The organism is Micromonospora sp. MP36 (assembly GCF_008119785.1).
Lineage (GTDB): Bacteria > Actinomycetota > Actinomycetes > Mycobacteriales > Micromonosporaceae > Micromonospora.
In genome coordinates this window covers 20,238-42,831 of record NZ_VSFA01000026.1, presented here as the reverse complement: position 1 = coordinate 42,831, position 22,594 = coordinate 20,238, and the positions used below count along the sequence as shown (strand labels likewise).

The following is a 22,594-nucleotide window of genomic DNA, read 5'->3' as shown; positions in this document are numbered from 1 at the left end:
GTGAAACGCCGATCGCTGCTGCTGGGCGGCCTCGCCGTCACCAACCCGCTGCTGACCGCCACCCCGGCCGGCGCCGCCGATCCCGACCGCGCCCCGAGCACCAGCCCGGTGACCAACCTCGCCCACCTGGGCTTCCTCCGGCAGGACGTCACGCCGCCGCAGCAGCCCGGGCACACCACCTACCGGCTCGCCGACACCCCGGCGATCGGGGCGCTGTGGACCTACGCCGAACCCGGGCCGGACGGCGGGTTCCGCCGCGTCGGCGGTGGCGCGTACGACCCGGGCACCGACACCTGGGGGCAGGGCGCCTACAACGCCGACGACATCTCCCGAGCCGCCGTGGTCTACCTGCGGCACTGGCGGCTGACCGGGGCCGCCGCCAGCCGGGACGCCGCCTACCAGCTCCTGCGCGGCCTGACCTACCTGCAGACGGCCGACGGCCCGTACGCCGGCAACGTGGTGCTGTGGATGCAGCCGGACGGCGCGCTCAACCCGAGCGCCGAGCCGAAGGATCTGCCCGACCCGTCCGACAGCGACGCGTCGTACTGGCTGGCCCGGACCATCTGGGCGCTCGGCGAGGGGTACGCGGCGTTCCGCGACAGCGACCCGGGGTTCGCCGGGTTCCTGCGTACCCGCCTCGACCTGGCTGTCGGCGCCGTGCAGCGCCAGGTGCTCGTCCGCTACCAGCGGTGGCAGCTCATCGACGGGGAACGTACCCCGGCCTGGCTGATCGTCGACGGCGCGGACGCCACCGCAGAAGCGGTCCTCGGACTCGCCGCCTACGTCGAGGCCGGCGGCGGCGCCACCGCCTGTCGGGCGCTGCGGCAACTCGCCGAGGGCATCGCCGCGCTGGCCGACGGTGACGTGCGGGAGTGGCCGTTCGGCGCGGTGCGCCCCTGGGCGCTGTCCCGCTCGGTCTGGCACGGCTGGGGTGCCCAGATGCCCGCCGCGCTCGCCCGGGCCGCGCAGGCCCTCGACGACCGGACCCTGCTCGGTCCCGCCGTCACCGACGCCGCCGTCTTCACCCCGTGGCTGCTCACCTCCGGCGGCCCGGACAACGGCCGGCTGCCCACCCGCACCGACCGGACCCAGATCGCCTACGGCGTCGACTCGCGGGTGCAGTCGCTGCTCGCCGTCGCCGACGCCACCGGACGGTCCGGGTTCGCGCAGCTCGCCGCGCTGACCGCCGCCTGGTGGTTCGGCGCCAACCCGGCCGGGACGCCCGGCTACGACCCGCACACCGGCCGGGCGATCGACGGCATCAACGGCGACGGGCAGGTCAACCGGAACTCCGGCGCCGAGTCGACCATCCACACCCTGCTCAGCATGCTCGCCCTGGACGCCCGGCCGGGCCTGGCCGCGCTCGCCCGCCGCACCGAGATCGTCGAACGGGTCGGCACGCTGACGCTGGAGGCCGAGGACGCCGCCCGCCAGGGCGGCGCCACCGTGGTCACCCCGCCGTCGGCGTGGACCGGCGAATCGTTGATCAGCGGCAGCTACGTCGAGCTGCCCGCCGGGGCCGGGCTGCGCTGGCAGCTCCCGCCGGCCGACCAGCCGCGGCTGGTGCTGCCGGTGGTGGACCTGCGCCCCGGCGCACCGGCCCGGACCGTCTGGCGCTGCGACGCCGGGCCGCTCGGCGAGGTCGACCACGCCCGGGTCGGCGCCCAGGGCAGCTCCCCGGCGCCGGGTGCGTTGCTCCCGGTCACCCTGCCCCGCGAGCTCGCCGCCCACGCCACCGAACTGACCGCCGTGGCCTCCGCCGGAGACCCGGCCAGCGTCGACGCGGTCCTGCTGGAACCGCTGGTCTCGCGGCTCACCCTGGCCGGCGACGGGCAGCGAACGACGCTGCTGCGCAGCGCCGCCCGGACCGCCCGGACGGTGGCGGTCACCGCCGGCGGCACCGGGCCCGCCACCGTCGAGGCGTACGACGCGGCGGGGGTGCTCCGCTCCCGGCACACCAGCCCGGACGCCCAGCTGCGGGTCACCGTGCTGCCCGGCGGCTTCACCCTAGTCCGCCAGTGACCCGGTCCGCGCCGGGGCAGCCGTGGTGGCGCGGCGGCGTCTGCTACCAGGTGTACGTCCGCAGCTTCGCCGACTCCGACGGCGACGGCACCGGGGACCTGCCCGGGGTGACCGCCCGCCTGCCCCACCTGGCCGCCCTCGGCGTGGACGCCGTCTGGCTGACCCCGTTCTACCCGTCCCCGATGGTCGACGGTGGATACGACATCGTGGACCATCGGGGTGTCGACCCGCTCTTCGGCACCCTCGCCGACGTCGACGCGCTCGTCGCCGAGGCGCACCGGCTCGGCCTGCGGGTCGTCTGCGACCTGGTGCCCAACCACACCTCCGACCGGCACCCCTGGTTCCGGGCGGCGCTGGCCGCACCGCCGGGCAGCGCCGCCCGCCGCCGGTACGTCTTCCGTCCCGTCGACGACGACCATCCGGACCGGCCGCCCAACGACTGGCGGTCGGCGTTCGGCGGGAGCGCATGGCGGCGGGTGCCGAGCCCGGACGGCGGGCCCGACGAGTGGTACCTGGTACCTGCACCTGTTCAGCCCCGAGCAGCCCGGCCTGAACTGGGCCGCCCCGCGGGTGCCGGCGGCATACGCGCAGATCGTCCGGTGGTGGCTCGACCGGGGTGTGGACGGGCTGCGCATCGACATGGCGCACGCCCTGTTCAAGCACCCCGACCTGGTCGACGCCGGCTTCGGACAGCACACCGAGTTCCGCCGTAACCACCTGATGCCCTTCTTCGACCAGGCGCCGCTGCACGCGTTGTACCGGCAGTGGCGGGCGATGGTCGACGCGGTGCCGGGAGAGCGGGCGCTGATCGGCGAGGTGTGCCTGTTCGACGCCGACCGGCAGGCCCGCTACGTCCGCCCCGACGAGCTGCACCAGGCGTTCACCTTCGAGCTGCTGGAGTGCGACTGGTCCGCCCCGGCGCTGCGCGAGACCATCGGGCGCACGCTCGACGCGTACCGCCGGGTCGGTGCCCTCCCGGCGTGGGTGCTGAACAGCCACGACGCGGTCCGGACCGTGACCCGCTACGGCGGCGGGGAGCGCGGGCTGCGGCGGGCCCGGGCCGCCGCCCTGCTGATGCTGGCGTTGCCCGGTGCCGCCTACGTCTATCAGGGTGAGGAGCTGGGACTGCCCCAGGTGGACCTGCCCGACGAGGCGTTGCGCGACCCGCTCTGGGAACGCTCCGGGCGGACCATGCGCGGGCGGGACGGATCCCGGGTGCCGATCCCGTGGACGGCGGACGGTGGCACGTACGGCTTCTCGCCCGAGGGCGCCGACCCGCCGTGGCTGCCGCAGCCCGACGGCTGGGGCGCCTGGAGCGTGCAGCGGCAGACGGCCGACCCCGCCTCCACCCTGGCGCTCTACCGGACGGCGATCCGGCTGCGCCGAGCGCTGAGCAACGGCGCGACCGACGAGCTGACCTGGTGGGACACCGGGCCGGACGTGGTGGCGTTCCGCCGCGGCGACGGGTTCGGCTGCGCGGTCAACGTCGGCGACCGGGCGGCCCGGTTGACCGGTGTCGGCCGGGTGCTGCTGACCAGCGGACCGGTCCCACCGGCCGAGCGGTCCTTCCTGCTGCCGCCGGACGCCACGGTCTGGTTCGTGCCGGATTGACCCGGGCCGGGTGGGGCGGCGTCGACCAGGCGTGACGCTTACTGGTTGGCGGCGGCGCGCCGGACCAGACGGCGGGCCTCGTCCTGAGGGACTCCGGTGGCGCGGAGCAGGTCGTTGGCGGCGGTTCGCAGCTGGGAGACGACGATCGTCCCGGAGAAGCCGATGTCCTGCCGGCAGGCGGCGCCGGCGTGGCGGACCGCCGCCAGCACCCGTTCCCGGGCCTGTACGGGTTCCCGCGCGTCGAGGAATTCCCGGTGCAGCAGCCGGATCGCTTCCCCGAACCGCTCGACGGCGGCGGGTAGGTCGGGTGGCACGGGTTCCCGGCTGCGTAACGTGGTGCCGATCCGGCGGACCAGGGCTCGGCTGTTACGGAACGCCCGGTCCATATGCTCGGCGCCCCGGCGGTAGGCGTCCAGCGTCCGCCGGCGGCGCCAGCGGACGGGGGAGAGCCGGACCACCTCGTGAGCGGCGCTGATCGCTTCGTCGAGCCGGTCAAGTTCCGACTCGGCGTCGCGCATCCGGTCCAGCACCTCCTCGGCGCGGGGGGCGTCGCCGCAGGCGAGTGCTTCGGCCGAGGCGGTGATCTGCCGGGCGAAGAGGTCAAGCGTCGGGTCCGCCACCCGGCGGACGGTGCGCAGCGGGTTGAGCGGGGCCAGCACCAGCACCACGAACATGCCCACCAGGCCGCCGACCAGCGCGTTGATCGTCCTGGGCAGCTCCAGGTCCGGCGTGGCCGGGGTCAGCGTGGCGATCAGGACGGCGGTGCCGCCGGCCTGGGTCATCAGCGCGCCGGTGCCGCGGAACGTCTGCGCCGAGAAGCTGCTGGTCCGCCGGGTGACGGCCGAGCGGGGCACGGTGCGGCTGGCGGTCCGGGTGCGGCCGCGACCCGACTACGGCGCGGCCGCCGCCGAGTGGGCGGCCGCCGACGGCCGCTGGCAGGCGCGAGGCGTCCCGCTCGCCGTGCGGGCCTCCCTGCCCCTCGCCGCCGACGGTGGCACCCTGCGCGGCGAGATCGAGCTGACCGAGGGGGCGACGGCCACCGTGGTGATCGGCTACGGCGAGCTGTCCGGCTCGGCCGCGCCGGAGGAGCTGCTCGACCGGACCTGCCGCACCTGGCGGGACTGGTCGGCGCGCAGCGACTACGCCGGCTTCGGTGCCGATGTGGTGCGGCACAGCGCGCTGGTCCTGCGGGGCCTGTCCTTCGACGAGACCGGTGCGCTGCTCGCCGCGCCGACCACCTCGCTGCCCGAGGAGATCGGCGGGGTACGGAACTGGGACTACCGCTACACCTGGCACCGGGACGCCGCGTTGTTGCTGCTGGCGCTGTTCCGGCTCGGCCACGCCGAGGAGGGGCGGCGCTACCTCCACTTCCTGCTCCACGTGTGTTCCGGAGCCAAGGACACCCTGGCACCGCTGGTCGGCATCCGCGGCGTGACCACCGGCGAGCAGGTGCTGCCGCACCTGTCCGGGTACGCCGGTTCGGCCCCGGTGCGGATCGGCAACGGGGCCGCCGATCAGGTCCAGTTCGACACGTACGGGCACGTCCTGGACGCCGCGTTGGCGTACCAGCAGCTCACCGGCGAGCTGACCGCCGACCAGTGGCGGCTGCTGCGCCGGCACGTCGACGCCATGGCGGACCGGTGGCGGGAGCCGGATCACGGCGTCTGGGAGATCCGGGGGCCGCGCCGGCACTACGTCAACGGGAAGGTGATGACCTGGGTCTGCCTCGACCGCGGCATCCGCCTCGCAGAGCTTTTCGGCGACCGTGGTGCGCCGGTGCGGCGGTGGCAGACCGTGCGGGAGGCGCTGCACGCAGAGGTCTGCGAGCGAGGATACGACCGCGAGCTGGGCAGCTTCGTCATGGCGTACGGGTCGCGTGAGGTGGACGCCGCGCTGCTGCGTATCCCGGTGGTCGGGTTCCTGCCCGGCGACGATCCGCGGGTGATCGGTACGCTCGACCGGATCCAGGTGCAGCTGGCCGTCGCGCCGGCGCTGGTCCGCCGGTACACGGTGGACGACGGGCTGCCGGGCGAGGAGGGCGGTTTCCTGCTCTGCTGCTTCGAGCTGGTCTCGGCGCTGGTGCTCGCCGGCCGGCGGGACGAGGCCCGGCGAGTCTTCGACCGGCTCCGCGGGTACGCCGGACCGCTCGGCCTCTACGCCGAGCAGCTCGCCGCCGACGGCACGGCGCTCGGCAACTACCCACAGGCGTTCACCCATCTTGCGCTGATCGAGGCGGCCCTCAACCTGGACGGCGCAGCCGATCGGGACGCCCTGCACTCCTGGGCCGACCGGGGGCGACCGTAGCCGCTGGCGGCAGCGACAAACTCATCGATCTCGACCGTTTGTGGCACTGTCGACAATCCGACAGGCAGTGTGGTGAGCGCTGTGGTGATCGTCCCGCCCGTCTCGACCGCCCATAGGCCTCTGACCTGGGCATATGTTTGATTGTGTGGCAGGGAGCGGCAGCGCGGTGGAGGGCCTCTGCCGCCATGCGCGACCGCAGGCAGGGTCGCTCCGATGTCCGCACCGTGGCCGCCGGGCCAGCCCTCGGCGGCATCCCGGCTTCGTGTGCCTCGCGCCGACGGCGTCGTGAGGGCCGGTCGGATACGACGGTCATCTGCTGTCCGTGGGTCGCAACCGACGCGCCGGCGGGAGAGGAGCACATCGTGGGGAACATCCATGAACGGACCAGCCAGCGGGTCTTCGAGTTCGCCGTCCTCGTCACCGCGCCGGTGTGTGGCGTCCTGCTGATCGTGTTGCGCGTCCGGCCGCAGTCGGTGGAGGTGGTGATGCCCGACGCCATCCGGGTCTGCTGGGAGTTCGGCCTGATCGTGGTCGGCGTCGCGGGCCTACTCGGCATGTTCTGGCCGGGGCAACTCGGCACCGGGCTTGGCATCGAACTCGCCGCGGTGCTGATGCTGGGCGCGATCGCCGCGATGTACGTCGTCTCCTTACTGGTGGTCGCCGGCCAGCAGGCGGTGGTGGCGGCCTCGTTCGTCGGTGCAGTGGCAATCGGCTCCTGGCTGCGTTCGGCGGAGATCGTGCGGTCACTGCGGTGGATCATCCGCATGCATCACGCCGGCCTCGACCTGTGCCCGAAGGCGAAGACATGATCATCGGGCAGACTCCCGGCTCTCCTTACTGGGCGCAGGTCCTGATCTCCACGCTCGGGTTGTTCGGCGGCGCCAGTGGCCTCGGCGTGCTCGCCACGGTCGCCGTGCAGCGGCGGAAGTTGAAGGCCGACACCGCCGGAGCGCTGACCGACGCCGCGCTGGCCCTGGTGCAGCCGCTGCGGACCCGGGTCGCCGAGCTGGAGAACGAGGCGCTGGCCGTCCGGGAAGAGCTGGCGGCGTCTCAGCGGGAACTGCAGGAGCTGCGGGCGACGGTGTGGGACCTGTCCAGGACGCTGGACCGATGGCGGGAGGCGATTCTGGCGCCGGGCGCGACCATGCGCCGAATCCAGGCCCTCGTGGCGGAGGAGGAGCGCCGCCCACGGAGTCAGCGCCGCCGGGTCCCTCCGGACCGGCCGTAGGACTGTCGCCCGCCAGCCTGGGCGCCCATCTGAATAGGCGCCGACCGCGACAGGCCAGGCCACGTCCACGCCGCGCTCTCGTTGAACTCCGACGAATGCGGGTGGAAGGGTGGCGACATGCGACTGACCGATCGGGTGCTGATTCACCAGGTGCACCCGGTCAAGATCTCGGCGGACGTCGCGGTGGCGGCGGTGTCGAACTACCTGTTGTGGCGGAGGCGACCGAAGGCGGCTGTCGCGGTCCGTGTCGCACTGCCGGTGGCCGGTTCCGTGGCCGTGCTCAGCCTGGCGGATCTCGACGCACTCGCCCGGACCCGGCGAGGACGCTGGATGCGGGAGCACATGCCACCGTCCGCGCAACTGTTGCGACTCGCGGGCGACGCAGTAACTGCTCTCGGCGCGCGCCGGCGCAGACCGGCGCTCCTCGCCGTCGGTGCACTGATGATCGCGGCCGGCTGGTCACACCCATGGTGGCCGGGTAAGAACGCACGCGTGTGACCTGCCGGGCCGGTTCATGAACGGCATGTCCTTCGTGGACATGCCGTTCATGGGGTGCGGCGTGGTGGATCAGGCCGTCTTTCTAGGCGCAGGTGCCGCCGACGGTGAACCAGCAGGTCGTGTGGGGTGAGGTCTTGAAGAAGCGGAGCAGCAGGCTGGCCACCTTCTGCCGCCCTGACGTGGACGGATGCGTCCCGTCGGAGCCGAAGTCCGACCGTTCCCAGACGAGCCCGTCCGACCGGGGCTGAAGGCCGTTGGCCCAGAGGTACGGGCCCCAGGCCGCCCACGCCGTGGTGCTGTTGTAGTCCAGGTTGCCGGCGCGAGGATCGGTGCCGCCTCCCGACATTTGGGTGATCTGTGCCTGGATCACCCACTTGACGCCGAAGCCGGTTTCGTACGCGTACGGCTCGGGGTTCAGGGTGGTGGTGGCGTAGCCGCCGTAGATTCGGCTGGAGAAGAAGACCTGCTGCAGGTTGGGGTAGCGCCTCTTCAACGCCCGGAGGATGTTGCCCTGCTGGGCCACGAGCTGGTAGGCGTCGGCGTTGGTCGCGGGCAGGGAGACCGACGGGTTGGCGTTGGCGACCTTGACCCAGGCGATCTGGACCTGCCGCTCGGTCAGGCCGAGGGGTGCCAGCCTGGTGTCCCGGACGCGGTCGTAGTTCGCGTCGGTCGGCGCGTCCCAGGTGCCGGCGGTCTGGCCGCCCGCGGCGCCGTCGACGATGGCCAGCTTGTCGTGGTTGACCTGCGGGTCCGCGGCGGCCTGACCGATGAAGGAGTACGGCGCGCACCTGCCGTTGGCATCCCCTGAGCAGAACTCCTGGGTGGTGTTGGACATGCCGATGGAGAGCAGCACGTACTTGCCGTTGGCGCTCGGCGTGCCGCTGGTGTCGAGCGGGCGTACGCGCAGGGCTCGGGTGACCCCGGCGGCGCGGTGGCTGTCCGGCATGGTGTTCCGGCCGGCCGGATACAGCCCGCCCTGGAAGCCGAGGTAGCTGCCGGTGCCGAGGTCGTTGATGGGCAGGACGGCTGCGGCGACCGCGTCGGGCATGCCGACGACGGTGACCGTCACGAAGGCGGCCAGCATCGCCGCCAGTCGCCGAACATTGATAATCATGACAGCGAACGTAGAGAAACAAGCGATAAGCGTCAATGTCATCGGGCCGCTGTCTGGACGACCAAGGCCGGCGTGCCTCCGCTGACTGCATCAATGTCTGATTGCTTCCGAATCAATCGGAGCATCAGGATGAGGCAGTCGTTGCGGCCCAGGGCCTGCTGAGGGCGGATGGTCGTCGGTCGGCGGCTTGCGGGACGCGATGGTGAGCCCGGCGGCGACGACGCCGAGGGCGATGGTCGCCGCGGCACACAGGAGCAGTGTCTGGCGGGCGCCGATGGTGGCCGTCAGCGGGCCGCCGAGCATGGTGCCCAGCGGCACCGCCAGAACGGTGACGGCGCCTCTGGCCGCAAGGACCTGAGGGAGTCTCGTCGCGGTGGTGCTGCGCTGGAACAGCGCCATCGACGTGGACAGGTACGGCGCCCAGATGAGGCCGGCCAGGGCGAAGGCCGGCAGCGACAGGGCGATGGGCGCGTTCAGGCCCAGAGGCAGCATGGCGGCGCCGAAGCCGATGACGATCCTGATGGTGGTCGACCACAGCGACCAGCGGCGCAAGTAGCCGGTGGCGAGACCGCCGACGAGGGCGCCGACACCGAACGCGGTGTAGTAGAGCCCGAGCGCCGGTGCGGCGGCATGCAGATCCTCCACGACGTGAATCGGCATGGCCACGTAGAACGGCCCGAAGAGGAAGAAGAAGCCGAAGGTCAGGGCCAGCAGGCCGAGCAGCGTCCGGTCGTGGCGGATGACAGCGAACCCGGCGGTACGGGAGAAGCCCTCGCCTGCCTGCTCGGTTCGGCCGGTGGCCGGAATCGCGAGGCGGTAGGTGACGGCCAGGACAGCGAAGGTGACCGCGTCGACGGCGATCACCCACACCGGCCCGACCCAGCTGATCAGGATGCCCGCCAGTGGTGGCCCGGCGATGGTTGCGACCTGGCCGATGATGGCGAGCACCGCGTTGGCGGGCAGGTGGTGCCGCTGGGGGAGGAGCTCCGCGATCAGGGTGAAGCGCCCGGCGGCGCCCCACGAGTGCAGCAGCGAGGACGCGGCGAGCAGCACCACGTACCAGCCGATGGTGAGCACCCCGAAGAGGTGGGCAGTCGGGATGGCCGCGAGAGCGGCGGCGCGCAGGACCGCGTCCCAGCCGGCGAGCTGGGCACCGCTGCGGCCGCTCAGCAGCCGGCCGAAGAGCACGGTGCCGGCCGCGCTGGGCAGGGTGTATGCCGCCACCGCGACGGCTACCCAGGTTCCGCGCTGGGGCGGCGGTGCGAGTTGGATCGCCAGCCAGGTCACCGCGATCAACGCCATGCCGTCGCCGAGGGCGGACACGGCCAGTCCGGGCAGGACGCGGCGCAGCAGCGGATGGCTGACCACGGGCCAGTAGGGCGAGGAACGGGGCGTCAGGGCGTCGGGCGGCATATCAACCACCTGACCCGACGCGGGTCCCTCGTACCAAGGAAATCGCCCGTGGGCAGAAGGCCGGGATGCCCGGAAGCCGGTCAGCCGGCCACCGGGTGGGTTGCTCACGTGCTGGCGAGCTCTGCGCTGACCTCGGTCAGCAGGGCCGTGAAGTGCGCCGCGAGCGGGGTCCGGGTCGTGTCGGCCGCGGCACCCATAACTCGCGGATACGACCCAGAGGGTATGTCGCTTCCCATCCATTGATCTCAATATGATGTCCGCAGTCTCGAATCAGGTGCGCTCACGAGGCGTGCCGGTCCTGATGCGGAGGAACACATGGTTCGCTGGCGCACCCTCACTGGCCTGTTGGCCGCCGCGCTCGCCGCGGTGACCGCGGGCAGTCTTACCCTGGCGGCACCCGCCGCCGCGTCCGACAGCACCGTCTCGCCGTACGTCGTCGGCGGCACCCGTGCCGCCCAGGGCGAGTTCCCGTTCATGGTGCGGCTCTCGATGGGCTGCGGCGGTGCCCTGTACAGCGCGCGGCTGGTGCTCACCGCCGCGCACTGCGTGGGTGCCACGGGCACCAACACCAGCATCACGGCGACCCTCGGCGTGGTCGACCTCCAATCGTCCAGCCGGATCACCGTCAGGTCGAACTACGTCTACCGCGCCCCGGGATACAACGGCAACGGTAAGGACTGGGCCCTGATCCGGCTGGCCACGCCGGTCACCGGGCTGAGCACGTTGAAGATCGCCAACACCACGGCGTACGACAACGGCACCTTCACCGTCGCCGGCTGGGGCGCCACCTACGAGGGCGGCCCGCAGCAGCGCTACCTGATGAAGGCGACCGTGCCGTTCGTCAGCGACTCCACCTGCAACTCCTACTACGGCGGCCAGATCATCACGGCTGAGGAGATCTGCGCCGGCTACACCAGCGGCGGTGTGGACACCTGCCAGGGCGACTCGGGCGGCCCGATGTTCCGCCGCGACGCCAGCAACGCCTGGATCCAGGTCGGCATCGTCAGCTGGGGCAACGGCTGCGCCCGGCCCTACTATCCGGGCGTCTACACCCAGGTGAGCTACTTCGCCTCGGCGATCGCCTCGGCCGCCGCGAGTCTGGGCGGCTGACCGGACGACTGATCGGGCGGCCCGGCTGGCGACCAGCCGGGCCGCCTCCGTGCGAGATCAGGACGGGTGGAGCGCGTCGGTCGCTCCGTCGCCGCCGAGGGCGGCCCGCAGCTTGGCGCACGCCTCCCGGTCCAGGCCGTCGAGCCGGGCGAGGGCCTCCCGCCAGTGCCGGCGCGCCTCCGCCGCACGCCCGAGACTCGCGTACGCGTCGCCGAGCACCCGGAGGGCGAGGCCGATGCCCCGCTGGTGCCGGTAGCGTCGGCAGATCTCCAGCGACTCGGTGGCCCGCCCGACCGCCGCCTCGTGCCCGCCGGCCAGCTGCAGCGTTTCCGCGAAGTTGACCAACGCCTGCGCCTCCCAGAGCGGATCCGTACCCTCGGCGGCGATCGCCAGCCCGGCCTGGTGGTGGTCGACGGCCTGCTGGAACTCGCCTCGGCGCTGGTGGACCAGGGCGAGGTTGTCGAGGACGCTGCCCTCTTTGTGTCGGTCGCCGAGTTCGCGCCGGATGGCGAGGGCGGCCCGCAGCTGCCGCAGCGCGCCGTCGAGGTCACCCTTGTCGCGCAGCGCGTTGCCGAGGTTGTTGAGGCAGGCCGCCTCCCGCGCCCGGTCGCCGAGCTCGCGCTGTACGGCGAGGTTTCGGGCCAGCAGGGGGATCGCCTCGTCGTGCCGGCCCTGCCGGAGCAGCGCCACGGCCACGATGTTCAACGCCATCGCCGTGCCCGAGCGGTCACCCAGCCGCTGTGCCGCCTCGACGGCGAGATGGCCGAACTGCTGCTGCTCGGCGGTGTATCCGGAGTAGTCGATGAACTTGACGACCACGAGCGCGAGGTCGCGTACCTCGGTCAGGGTCTGGCCGGCCGACACCTGCTGCCGGGCGATCATCAACAGGTTCGTGTGCTCGCGCTCGAACCAGGCCCAGGCGTCCGCGGTGTCGGCCAACGGTTGGCCCGGGCCGCTCGGGGCCGACGGCAGCTTCTCCTGTGGGTAGAGCAGCCGCGCCGCGGTGGCCGTGGTGGCGAACAGCCACCCGGTCAGCCGGCTCAGCGCCGCCTCCCGATCGGCGGGGTCGTCGGTGTGCTGGGCGCGTTCCCGGGCGTAGAGCCGGACGATGTCGTGGAACCGGTAGCGGCCGTCGCCGGCGGATTCGATCAGGTGCGCGTCCACCAGCGCCTCGAGTGCCCGCTCGGCGACCGGGACCGGCAGGTCCGCGAGCGCCGCGCAGCCGTACGCGGTGGCGTCGGCCCAGTCGGGCAGCGCCGCAAGCCGGAACAGGCGGCCGATGCGGCGGCGCTCGTCCTGGGGCGCGTCGGCGAACGCCTGGTACCCGAGGTGCAGGCTGGCCCGCATGGACAGATCGCCGACCTCCAGCAGGTCGAGGCGGCGTCCCTCGTCGTCCATCCGTTCGGCCAGACCGCCGAGCGGCGCGTCGGGTCGGGCCGCGACGCGCGCGCCGATGATCCGCAACGCCAGGGGAAGCCCGGCACAGTGCCGGACGACCTGGGCCGCGGCGTCCGGTTCCGCGGCGACGCGCGCCGCGCCGCCGAGCCGGCCGAGCAGGGCGAGCGCCGCGTCGTCGGGCAGCGGCGCGAGCCGGATCCGGGCGGTCGCGTCGAGGTCGGCGAGGGTCCACCGGCTGGTGACCACGGTGGCGCAGCCGGGGCCGCTGATCAGCAGCGGGCGGATCTGCGCTGCGGAGGCGGCGTCGTCCAGGACGACGAGCATGCCGCGGTCGGCGGCCCAGGTGCGCAACAGGGCGCTCGCTTCCTCCACGGAGCTGGGCACGGTCGGCGCGCCCAGCGCGCGCAGGAATCGGGCCAGCACGTCAGCGGGTTCGGCCGGGGCGATTCCGGCGCTGGCGCCGTGCAGGTCGGCGTAGAGGCAGCCGCCGTCGTAGCGCGCCGCGATCTGGTGCGCGACGTGCAGCGCGAGCGCGGACTTGCCGACCCCGCCGGCGCCGTCGACGACGCAGACGGCGCCGTCCTGGGCGGTCGCGGCGTGCAGTTGCCCGGTTTCCTCGCCCCGTCCCACGATCAGGGGTGGTGCCGGTGGCAGCTGGAACGGTACGGGTGGCCGGGTGCCGCCGGCCGCCTGATCGGGAGACGGCCACGGCTGCGCGCGTGGCACGGCCCGCTCCGCGTCGGGTCCGCCCGCTCCGGTGACCCGTGACCGGCCGGGCCGGGCCGGTTCGCTGCGGGGCACGCCGGTGCCCGGTACGAGCCGCAGCACCGGTGACCCGTGGTGGGGGTCGGTGACCGGGTTCCCGGGGTCGGGTGGCGGGGTGGCGCTGCGCGGCGTCGGGGCGCCGGTGCCCGGTGCGATGGTCCGCTCGCCCGGGGCGGCGCCGCGGCCCGCCGGTCGTGCGGCGGCCAGCCGCGCCCACGTCGTCAACCAGGCCGACGCCCGCTCGTCCGGCACGTCGCAGGCCCGTAGCAGTGCCACCACCAGGTCCCGGCGGGGGAGCGTCGGTCGGCCCAGCATGGTCGCCAGGGTGCTCGCGGGGAGCACCTGTCCGTTGCGCTGGGCGCGACGGGCGATCGCCCGGTAGGCGAGGCCGGACTGGTCGCGGACACGGCGCAACAGCGCCACGTACTGCGCGGGGCAGGACGCGGTGGTGGGGTCGACGCCGAAGTCGGAGGCGGTCATGCGCCCTTCACGTCAAGGAGTCACGTAGCCGTTGCCGGTGCACCAGAGGCAAGTATGTCAGTGCCGGACAAGACTACCGACCACAGTGGAGCGCACGGCCACCCGGCACATGACGGGGCCCCGCCCACCGGCAGGTGGACGGGGCCTGACGTACCTGAGGCCGGAGGCGATCAGGTCCAGCTGACACCACGCTTGCAGACGCCGCGCATGAGCTTCTCCTCTCCGCTGGCCGGGGCCGGCCCCGTGCCCGCCCGGTCACCTCAGGTTGGCCGCTTGGGCGGGGGCGGTGGAACCCTCCGGGGCGGTCGAGGTCATTCGAAGGTGTTCGAGCGGCGGTGCGGAGCGCCGGCGTGGCCAGAGCGGTGCCAGGGCGAGCACCGCCACCGCCCCCAGCAGACCGCTCGCCCCCACCACCGACGTCGGCGTCCAGTGGTCGGCGGCCAGGCCCGCCACGACCATCGCAGCGCCCTGCAGTCCGCTCAGGCCGGTGATGGCGATGCCGAACGCGCGCCCCCGGTATTCGGCCGGTACGGCCCGCCCGAACAGGGCGTTCAGCGGGATGGCCCAGGCGCTGCCGGCACCCACCAACACCAGCAGGCTCAGCACCATCCACAGGGGAGGGATGAGCGCGACCAGGGTCAGCGTCGCCGCGGAGAGCACCGCCAGCGGCAGGATGAGCCGGGGGCGGGTGCCTGGCGGGCAGAAGCGGGTGAGGGCCACCGCGCCGGCCGCCGTTCCCAGCGGCGCCGCCGCCAGCAGCAGTCCGACCGTTCCCGGCCCTCCACCGTACTGGCGGGCCAGCGGGGCCATCAGTCCCTCGGCCGCGTAGGTGAAGGCGCTGGCCACCCAGAGGACGAGGACGTACGCCCGCAGCCGCCGGTCGGTGAAGACGACCCGCAACCCGACCCAGGGGCCGCCCCGTGTCGGCCCCTCGGGTCGGGTCGGGACGCCGCGGGGGCGCACGCCGATCCAGATGAGCGCCGCCGAGAGCAGGAAGGTCGCGGCGTCGACCAGCAGCGCGCCCCGCAGCGACAGCACCGCCACCAGGCCGCCGCCGGCGGCGAACCCGACCACCTGGACGATCTGCGCGGCGCTGTTGTCCACGCCGTTGGCCACCGGGTACCGGTCACCGTCGAGCACCTCGGGCAGCAGGGCCGCCCGCGCGGCCACGAACGGCGGGCGCAGCAGGTTTACCACGAACAGCAGCGCCACCAGGGCGGCAGCGGGGACGCCGGGCAGCGCGGCCAGGGGAATGAGCAGCGCGCGGGCCAGGTCGCACCCGATCAGCACCCGCCGCCGCGGGAACCGGTCGGCCAGGCCGGACAGCAGCGGCCCGCCGGTCAGCCAGGCCAGGTATGAGCTGGCGTAGCCGGCGGCCGCCAGCACCGCCGAGCCGGTGCCGGTGTAGACGAGATACGCCACCGTGACGGCCGTGAGCTGGTCGCCGACCAGGGACAACAGGTACGCCGTGAAGAGGTGGCGGTATTCGCGGACCGCGAACACCTCGGCGTACGTGGCGGCACGTTCGGTCACCAGGTTCTCCTCGATCTGCCGACACCGAACCGTATCGGCGCGGGTGGCGGCGAAGGCCGGTCCCGCCGTTCGGGTCCGTTCGGGTCCGTTCGAGGCCGCTCGATCTCCTGTCCCCGGGCCGGATCGGTCACCAGACTGACCCGCACACCGGTCGCCGCGGGCTGCTCGGCCGGCTCGCCGACGCGCGACACCCACCCGGAGGCTTCGTTGGTCACGTCCGCACCGCTGACGTTCGGTCAGCTCGCCATCTGGCGCGACGTCGAGTCCGTGCCGAGGGACCGGTGGCACGAGCCCAACATCGTCCAGGCGTGGGAGCTGCCCGCCGGAACCGGGACCGCCGACGTCCGGGCGGCCCTCGCTGCCCTGGTCCGCCGGCACGAGTCGCTGCGCACCACGTACGACCTCAGCGATCCGGCCGCGCCCCGGCAGGTCCCGCATCCGCCCCGGACACCCGACGTGGCGGTGCAGCGGGCCGCCGACCCGCGGGTCGACCTCGACACGGTCCGCGAGCAGCTGGCCCGGCAACCGTTTAGCCTGGTCCGCGAGCCGGCCTGGCGGGCCACGGTCGTCGCCGCCGGGGACGCTCCCACGCACCTGGTGCTGGTGCACCACCACATGGTCGCCGACGGCCTGGCGACGTGGGTCCTCAGGCGGGACTTCCTCGCGGCGCTCGCCGGCACGTTGGACGACGCCGTGTCCGGGCCCCGGACGATCGTGGCGCACGAGCAGTCACCGGCCGGCCAGCGCCGTGGCGCGGCGGCCATGGACTACTGGGCGAAGCTGCTCACCGAGGTGCCTCCCCCGGCCGTCGGGCAGCCGCCGTTCGTGGAGGCCAGGCTGGTCTCCCGGGCGCTTGCCGGGGCGGCGCGGCGGGTGGCGGCGCGGCTGCGCGTGTCCGTCGCCAACGTGGTGCTGTCCGCGTTCTGCGCCGGGCTGTTCGCGGTCGGCGGCGACGACCGGCTGCTGGTCCGGGTGCTCTCGTCGAACCGGTTCGACCCCTACCGGCGGGACGTCGTGACGTCGATGAACCAGTGGATTCCCGTCCTGTTCGACCGGCCGTCCGGGCCGGGCCTGGCCGACCTGGTCCGGGAGGTCGTCACGCGAACCCGGGTCGCGTACGCCCACGGCGTCTATGACGTGGACCGGGCGTTCCGGCTGCTGGACGAGGCCGGCTACCGTAGGGGGCAGTACGACAGCACCTGGTCGGTCAACTTCATCGCCCGCCGCGCGGACGAGCCGGAGCCGTCGGACCCGGATCTCGACGCCGCCGAGGACGCGACGGTCAGCTGGGCGGCCCCGTTCTCGTCGGTCGGGCCCCGCCGCTACCTGCGCGTCATCGAGGGAACCGACCTCACGTGCGAACTCCGGGTCCCGGTCGGGCGGTCGGCCGTCGCCGCGGAGCTGCTCCGCCGGATGCGCCAGGCGCTCCTCGACGCGGACCGGGCCGGCTGAGCGGCCGATGAGGTACCGGCGCGGGGAACTGTGGCACCACTCCGACTTCCGCAAGCTGTGGTTCGGCGAGAGCGTGTCGCTGATCGGCACCTACGCGACCCAGCTGGTGTTTCCGCTGGTGGCGGTGACCTACCTGAGCGCGTCACCGACCGAGCTCGGGGTGGTGTCGGCCGCCCAGTTCGCGCCCGTCCTGTTGCTGACGCTCGTCGCCGGCCACTGGGTGGACCGGGTGGGCCGGCGTCCGGTCCTGGTCGGGTCCAACCTGGCCCGGATGGCCACGCTCGCCGCCGCCATCGCCCTGCTGCAGACCGGGACGCTGCAGGTCTGGAGCTGGTGCGTCATCGCCTTCGTGCTGGGCACGTTCACCGCGGCGTTCGACGTGGCGTGGCACTCCTATCTGCCAGCGGTGGTGGAGCGCCGGCATCTGGTCGAGGGCAACGCGAAGATGCAGACCTCCTACTCGGTCGCGCAGCTCGCGGGCACCGGCCTGGGCGGATGGCTGCTCAAGGTGCTCAGCCCGACGATCGCGTTCCTCATCGACATCGCCTCGTACGCGGTCTCTGTCGTCGCCCTGCTCGCGATCCGCAAGCGGGAGCCCCGCCGGGCGCGGCCGGCCGGGAACGACGAGTCGATGTCGCGGCGCCTCACGCACGGGGTCCGGCTTCTCTGGCGCGACCGGGTGCTACGCGCGCTGATGCTGGAAGGGGCCTGGTTCAACCTCTGCGAGCAGGCGCTGCTGACCTTGTTCATGATCTACGCGGTCCGGCAGCTCGATCTGGACGCCGGTCAGGTCGGCCTGTGCATCGCGCTGGGCAGCGTCGGCGCGGTCGTCGGATCGGTCGTCGCCGGCAGGATGGAGCGTCGCTGGGGGACGGCCAGGACCCTCGTGGTCGCCATCGGGTTCGCCTCGTGCAGCCCGGTCCTGGTACCGCTGGCAAGCGGTCCGCAGCTCGTGGCCGTCGCGCTCATCGTGCTGTCGTTCAACGCGTACGGCCTCGGCCTGACGGTCTTCAACGTCCACAACATCAGTCAGCGGCAGGCGCGTACCGACCCGTCCGCGCTCGGCCGGGTGACGGCGGCGTTCAGCACCATCGCCCTGGGCGCGCTGCCGGTCGGCGCCGTCGTCGGCGGCCTGCTCGGTGACCTGCTCGGGGTACGGCCGGCCCTCGCCGTGGTGGCGGCGGCGTTCATCGCCGGCTGGCTGGTGTTCGCGCTCGCCCTGCCCCGGCTGTTCGGTGAGCCACCGGCACCCGACCCGGCGCCCGCGGCCGCCACCGGCGCGGCGGCCGTCGCGCCGCCGTCCTGACCCGTCCGTTGATCGAGGAGAAGCCATGCACGAACAGCTCACCGTTCCGCTGTCCCCGGCGCAGCGGCTCCTGGCCTGGGTGGATGAGGTCGCCCCGGGCATGGTCTTCGGGCCACGCTTCGTCTGCCTCGGCGGCTACCGACTCGCCGGCCCGCTCGACGTGCCGGCGCTGCGGGACGCGCTGGACCGGCTCGTCGTGCGGCACGAGGCGCTGCGAACCGTGCTCGTGCCCGACGCGCCCGGCCCCCGGGTGGCGCCACCGGCACCGGTGCCACTGGTGGAGGTGGCCCCGGACCGCCTGATCGACACGATCGTCGCCGGCAGCTACCCGCCCGGATCCGTGCCGCTGCTCTGGGCGTTCCTGGCCCGGCACGACGCCACGGACGCCACGCTCGTGCTGGTGGCCCAGCACGCCGCCGCGGACCCCTGGTCGATGCGGATCCTCATCGCCGACCTGCTGCGCAGCTACGCCGACCGGCTCGGCGAGCGCGACGACGACCCGGTGCAGGCGCCGCCGGACCGGGTGCCGGTGCCACGCGGCCTGACCGACGAGCAGCGCATCCGGCTGGCGGATCACTGGCGGCAGGCGCTGACCGACGTGCCCGGCCTGCCGCTCGGCGCCGACGAGCCCGGCGGGCCGCCCCGCACGTCCGAGATCCGCTTCCCGGTCGCCGTCGCCGACCAGCGGCTGCGGGCCGCCGCCCGTGCGCTGCGTACCTCGCCGTTCGTCCTGCTGCTCAGCGGTTTCGTCGGCGCGCTCGGCGCGGTCACCGGCGCCACCGACCTGACCGTGCCGGTGCTGACCTACGGCCGCAGCCGGTCCGACTGGGACACCGTCGGACTGTTCATGAACGCGTTGCCGGTGCGGGTGGACGCGAGCGGCGACCCGGCACCGGGGGAGACGCTGCGCCGGGTGCACCGCGCCTTCGCCACCGCGTTCACCCGGGAGATGCCGCTGGCGGACCTGGTGTCGAGCCTGCCCGAGGCGGCCCGCTACTTCGCTCCGGGCGGGCCGGTCAGCGCCCAGTTCGAGGTCATCCAGGTGCCGCCGATACCGGCGGTCGGGCCGCTGGCGTACCGGCCGGTCCGGCTGCCCGCCGGGCTGCCGCTCGGCGGCCCGGTGATCCCGGTCAACGGTCTCGTGGCGTGGCTGGAGCAGGACGCCGACGGCGGCTACACCGGGACCATGCGCTACCGGGCCGACCTGTTCTCCCGGCACACGATCGAGCACCTCGTGAGCTGCTACGCGGACCGACTCGACCGGCTGGTGCGGTCGTGACGGCCAGCACCCCCGCAGCGTTCGCGTACCCGGACCACATCCTCGACCTGCTGGAGCCGCATCTGCGGTCCGGATCGGCGGCGCCCGCCGTGGTCGATCCGGCGGGCACGCTGACCTACCGCGAACTCGACGGGTTGACCCGCCGGATCGCCGCCGACCTGCGCGGCCAGGGTCTGTCGGAAGGCGAGCCGGTCCTCGTCCACGCCCGGCTCTCCGGCTGGGCCGTCGCCGCCCTGCTCGCCGTGCTGCGGGCCGGCGGGCGCTACGTCCCGGTCGACGCGGCGTTTCCGCCCGAGCGGCAGCGGCGCACGTTCCGGCTGAGCGGGGCGAAGCTGGTGCTCGCCGAGCCGGGCGTCCCGTCGCCGCCCGGGCCGTGGCGGACCGTGCCGGTCGGCCCGGCCATCGACGCGGCCGGGCCGCTGGGCGATCCCGTCCGCGGGCCCGCCGCGTACACCTACTTCACCAGCGGTACGACCGGGGAGGCCAAGCCGGTGACGGTGCCGGCGGTCGCGCTGGCCTACTCGACGGCGGCCCGCCTGGCGTACTACCCGGACCCGGTCGACGGCTTCCTGCTCTGCTCGTCGATCGCGTTCGACAGTTCGGTGGCGGGTATCTTCTGGACCCTGGCCAGCGGGGGCCGTCTGATCATTCCAAGCGATCGGCCGGCGAACCTGGTCGCGGTCCAGCGCGCGGCGGCCCGGCACCGGCCGTCGCACCTGCTGATGGTGCCCTCGCTCTACGCGCTGCTGCTCAGGTCGGCCGACCCGGCGCGGCTGGCCAGCCTCACCACCGTGGTCGTCGCGGGTGAGGCGTGCCCGCCCGCCCTGGTCGCCCGGCACTTCGCCGTGCTGCCCGACACCGCGCTGCACAACGAGTACGGGCCGACCGAGTGCACGGTCTGGAGCACCGTGCACCGGTGCACCCCGGCCGACGGGGCGGCGGCCACGGTGCCGATCGGCGTCCCGATCCCGGGGGCGACCGTGACGCTGCGGACGCCCGGAGGTGGGGGACCGGTGCGGCCGGGGACGATCGGCGAGATCTGGATCGACGGACCCGGCGTGGCGAGCGGCGCCGGACCGCACCGCTCGGGGGATCTGGCCAGCGTGGGCCCCGACGGCCTGCTGCGCTTCCACGGCCGGTTCGACGACCAGCTCAAGCTCGGCGGTGTCCGAATCGAGCTGGCCGAGATCGAGCAGGCGATCAGCGGCCACCCCGGCATCACGGCCGCCGCCGTCGGCCGGTCCGGCGACGACCCGGCGCGGCTGGTCGCCTTCCTGGTGGCGGAGCAGCCGGTGGACACCCGGGCGTTGCGGGCGTACGTGCTGGACCGGCTGCCGGCGGTGGCCGTCCCGGCCCGCTGGGTCGTCCTGGACCGGCTGCCCACCCAGCCCAGCGGCAAACTCGACCGCGGGACGTTGAACCGGTGGGCAGCCGGGGCCCGAGGCCCGGCGTAGCGATCAGGAGACGTGTTGGGGAAGGTGCACGAGTACCACGGCGGCGTCCCGACGAGGTCAGCTGAGGACCGACCGCACGACAGGTTCTAACGCGGGGTGGCGACCAGGGGCAGCCGCCGGATGCCCGCCAGCCACGCCGACTGGACGTACTCGACGTCGCCGGCCGGTTCGAACGACGAGAATCGGCGGAACAGTTCGGTGAAGAAGGTGCGCAGGGTCAGCCGCGCGAGCGGTGCCCCGATGCAGTAGTGGTGGCCGTCGCCGAAGCTGAGGTGCCGGTTGGGCGTGCGCCGGACGTCGAACCGGTGCGGATTGGCGAACACCCGCTCGTCGCGGTTGGCGGAGCTGATCCAGACGACCACCGCGTCACCGGCTGCGACGGTCACGTCCCCCAGTTGCGTGTCCCGGGTCGCGCAGCGCAGGAAGTGCCGGGCCGGGGTGGCCCAGCGCACCGCCTCCTCGATGCCGGAGTCCAGCAGCTCCGGCTGCCGGGCCCACTCGGCGTAGCCGCCGGTGCGGGACAGCTCGAGCAGCGCCGCATTCGGCACGTGCGGCATCGCCGCGCTGGCGCCGAGCAGCAGGCTGTAGCAGTTCGCCACGACCGCGCCCGGGCTCAACGGCCGGCCGTCCACCGTCATCGACGCCAGTACGTCGACCAGGTCGCCGCGCGGGCGGCGCCGGTGCGCCAGGACCAGGTTGAGCAGGTAGCCGAACAGCTCCCGGTGCGCCCGCTGCAGGGTTTCCTCGACGCCCTCCGGCAACCGGTAGTCCGGGTCGTCCTCGGCCACCGACATTCCGACCAACCGGGCCAGCCGTGGCCAGTCCGCGGCGGGGATGCCGAACAGCGGACCGAGTATCGCGGTCGGCAGCGCGCTGGTGATCGAGGCGAAGTCGACCGGTCCACCGTCGAGGGCGGGGGTGAGCAGGCGGACGATGTCCGCCCGCAACGACTCGGTGTGGTGCCGTACCGCCCGGACCGTCATCTCGCGCTGCACCGGCCGGCGCAGGTCGCCGTGCCGGGGTGGGTCGCTGGCGGAGAACTGCAGCTCGCTGGCGGGTTCCCCCCGACCCAGCACGTTGAGGAACACCCCACGGGTGGAGGTGAAGCCGGCGTGGTCGGTCAGCACCCGTTCCGCGTCCGCGTAGCCGGTGACCGCCCAGAACCCGGTCCGGCCCGCGACGGGTTGCCAGCGGACGGGTCGGCGCGCGCGCAGCGCCCGCCACAGCTCGTGCGGCTCGCCGTGCGCGAACAGCCGGGCATCGGAGAGGTCCACCAGATCCGGGTCGACGGAGGCCGTCACCGGGGGATCGCCTCGGGCTCGGCCGCCGGCATCGCCTCGACCAGGTCGGCGATGGTCGGCGTCAGGAACAGCACCGACGCGTCGATCTCGACGCCGAGGTCGTGGTAGATGTCCATCAGCAGGTCCGCGGCGAGCAGCGAGTCGCCGCCGAGTTCGAAGAAGTCGTCCTGCACCCCGATCGGGGATACCCCCAGCTTGCTGCTCCACAGCTCCGCCAGCCGGCTCTCGACGGTGGACCGGGGTGCCACGTACGTCGAGGCGACCGCCAGCTCGTCCCGGGAAACGCCGCTCATTCCGTCGTTACCTCCCTGCTCGGGTGCGCCGAT

General features: G+C 73.6%; 17 protein-coding genes and 1 pseudogene. 11 read left to right on the top strand and 7 right to left on the bottom strand.

Going from position 1 to position 22,594, the window contains the following annotated elements; genetic code table 11:
- Entirely contained in the window at nt 1-2,022 is a 2,022-nt protein-coding gene (locus FXF52_RS19095) for a hypothetical protein (RefSeq protein WP_148798434.1), read from the top strand.
- Nucleotides 2,019-3,633: pseudogene (locus tag FXF52_RS19090) on the top strand (glycoside hydrolase family 13 protein). Before FXF52_RS19095 ends, FXF52_RS19090 begins: the two are co-directional and overlap by 4 nt.
- Before the next feature lie 38 nt (nt 3,634-3,671).
- Here the strand turns inward: FXF52_RS19090 and FXF52_RS19085 are convergent.
- Nucleotides 3,672-4,415, bottom strand: a complete 744-nt coding sequence (locus FXF52_RS19085) for a hypothetical protein (protein ID WP_255472108.1) — start codon at nt 4,413-4,415, stop codon at nt 3,672-3,674.
- Between FXF52_RS19085 and FXF52_RS19080 the strand changes: the two genes are divergently transcribed.
- The 4 genes from FXF52_RS19080 (at nt 4,378) to FXF52_RS19065 (ending at nt 7,663) form a co-directional block, all read left to right on the top strand.
- Nucleotides 4,378-5,937, top strand: a complete 1,560-nt coding sequence (locus tag FXF52_RS19080; protein WP_255472107.1) for a glycoside hydrolase family 15 protein — start codon at nt 4,378-4,380, stop codon at nt 5,935-5,937. The two genes, FXF52_RS19085 and FXF52_RS19080, sit on opposite strands and share 38 nt — an antisense overlap.
- 362 nt (nt 5,938-6,299) lie before the next feature.
- Nucleotides 6,300-6,746, top strand: coding sequence for a hypothetical protein (locus FXF52_RS19075; protein WP_148798430.1), 447 nt, complete (start codon nt 6,300-6,302; stop codon nt 6,744-6,746).
- The gene (locus FXF52_RS19070) at nt 6,743-7,165 is read left to right on the top strand and encodes a hypothetical protein (RefSeq protein WP_148798428.1); all 423 of its coding nucleotides are present in this window, start codon (nt 6,743-6,745) and stop codon (nt 7,163-7,165) included. Before FXF52_RS19075 ends, FXF52_RS19070 begins: the two co-directional genes overlap by 4 nt.
- Nucleotides 7,166-7,282: 117 nt before the next feature.
- Entirely contained in the window at nt 7,283-7,663 is a 381-nt protein-coding gene (locus FXF52_RS19065) for a hypothetical protein (protein ID WP_148798426.1), read from the top strand.
- Nucleotides 7,664-7,745: 82 nt separating this feature from the next.
- On the opposite strand, the gene FXF52_RS19060 is transcribed toward FXF52_RS19065, so the two are convergent.
- Both FXF52_RS19060 and FXF52_RS19055 read right to left on the bottom strand, forming a co-directional pair.
- The gene (locus FXF52_RS19060; protein ID WP_148798424.1) at nt 7,746-8,777 is read right to left on the bottom strand and encodes a hypothetical protein; all 1,032 of its coding nucleotides are present in this window, start codon (nt 8,775-8,777) and stop codon (nt 7,746-7,748) included.
- A gap of 90 nt (nt 8,778-8,867) precedes the next feature.
- Nucleotides 8,868-10,190, bottom strand: coding sequence for an MFS transporter (locus FXF52_RS19055; protein WP_148798422.1), 1,323 nt, complete (start codon nt 10,188-10,190; stop codon nt 8,868-8,870).
- 315 nt (nt 10,191-10,505) lie between these two features.
- Between FXF52_RS19055 and FXF52_RS19050 the strand changes: the two genes are divergently transcribed.
- Nucleotides 10,506-11,300 (top strand): trypsin-like serine protease, encoded by a 795-nt coding sequence (locus tag FXF52_RS19050; RefSeq protein WP_148798420.1) that lies wholly within the window; start codon nt 10,506-10,508, stop codon nt 11,298-11,300.
- Nucleotides 11,301-11,357: 57 nt separating this feature from the next.
- On the opposite strand, the gene FXF52_RS19045 is transcribed toward FXF52_RS19050, so the two are convergent.
- Together FXF52_RS19045 and FXF52_RS19040 are read right to left on the bottom strand one after the other, a co-directional pair.
- Nucleotides 11,358-13,943 (bottom strand): tetratricopeptide repeat protein, encoded by a 2,586-nt coding sequence (locus FXF52_RS19045; RefSeq protein WP_148798418.1) that lies wholly within the window; start codon nt 13,941-13,943, stop codon nt 11,358-11,360.
- A 255-nt stretch (nt 13,944-14,198) separates the two neighbouring features.
- A complete protein-coding gene (locus FXF52_RS19040) occupies nt 14,199-15,476 on the bottom strand; it encodes an MFS transporter (RefSeq protein WP_187413586.1) in 1,278 nt (425 codons plus the stop codon).
- Nucleotides 15,477-15,683: 207 nt separating this feature from the next.
- Between FXF52_RS19040 and FXF52_RS19035 the strand changes: the two genes are divergently transcribed.
- Genes FXF52_RS19035 through FXF52_RS19020 form a run of 4 tightly spaced genes read left to right on the top strand, consistent with a single transcriptional unit; the run spans nt 15,684 to nt 20,967 of the window.
- On the top strand, nt 15,684-16,928 hold the full coding sequence (locus FXF52_RS19035) for a condensation domain-containing protein (protein ID WP_187413585.1): 1,245 nt from the start codon (nt 15,684-15,686) through the stop codon (nt 16,926-16,928).
- A gap of 7 nt (nt 16,929-16,935) precedes the next feature.
- On the top strand, nt 16,936-18,234 hold the full coding sequence (locus FXF52_RS19030; RefSeq protein ID WP_187413584.1) for an MFS transporter: 1,299 nt from the start codon (nt 16,936-16,938) through the stop codon (nt 18,232-18,234).
- A 25-nt stretch (nt 18,235-18,259) separates the two neighbouring features.
- A complete protein-coding gene (locus tag FXF52_RS19025) occupies nt 18,260-19,513 on the top strand; it encodes a condensation domain-containing protein (RefSeq protein WP_148798410.1) in 1,254 nt (417 codons plus the stop codon).
- The gene (locus FXF52_RS19020) at nt 19,510-20,967 is read left to right on the top strand and encodes an amino acid adenylation domain-containing protein (protein WP_187413583.1); all 1,458 of its coding nucleotides are present in this window, start codon (nt 19,510-19,512) and stop codon (nt 20,965-20,967) included. Before FXF52_RS19025 ends, FXF52_RS19020 begins: the two co-directional genes overlap by 4 nt.
- Nucleotides 20,968-21,053: 86 nt before the next feature.
- Here the strand turns inward: FXF52_RS19020 and FXF52_RS19015 are convergent, their stop codons facing one another.
- Both FXF52_RS19015 and FXF52_RS41720 read right to left on the bottom strand, forming a co-directional pair.
- Nucleotides 21,054-22,268 carry a cytochrome P450 gene (locus FXF52_RS19015; protein ID WP_148798406.1) on the bottom strand — a complete coding sequence of 405 codons (1,215 nt, stop codon included), beginning with the start codon at nt 22,266-22,268 and terminating at the stop codon, nt 21,054-21,056.
- The gene (locus FXF52_RS41720; protein WP_187413582.1) at nt 22,265-22,561 is read right to left on the bottom strand and encodes a phosphopantetheine-binding protein; all 297 of its coding nucleotides are present in this window, start codon (nt 22,559-22,561) and stop codon (nt 22,265-22,267) included. Before FXF52_RS41720 ends, FXF52_RS19015 begins: the two co-directional genes overlap by 4 nt.
- Between the last annotated feature and the right edge of the window lie 33 nt (nt 22,562-22,594).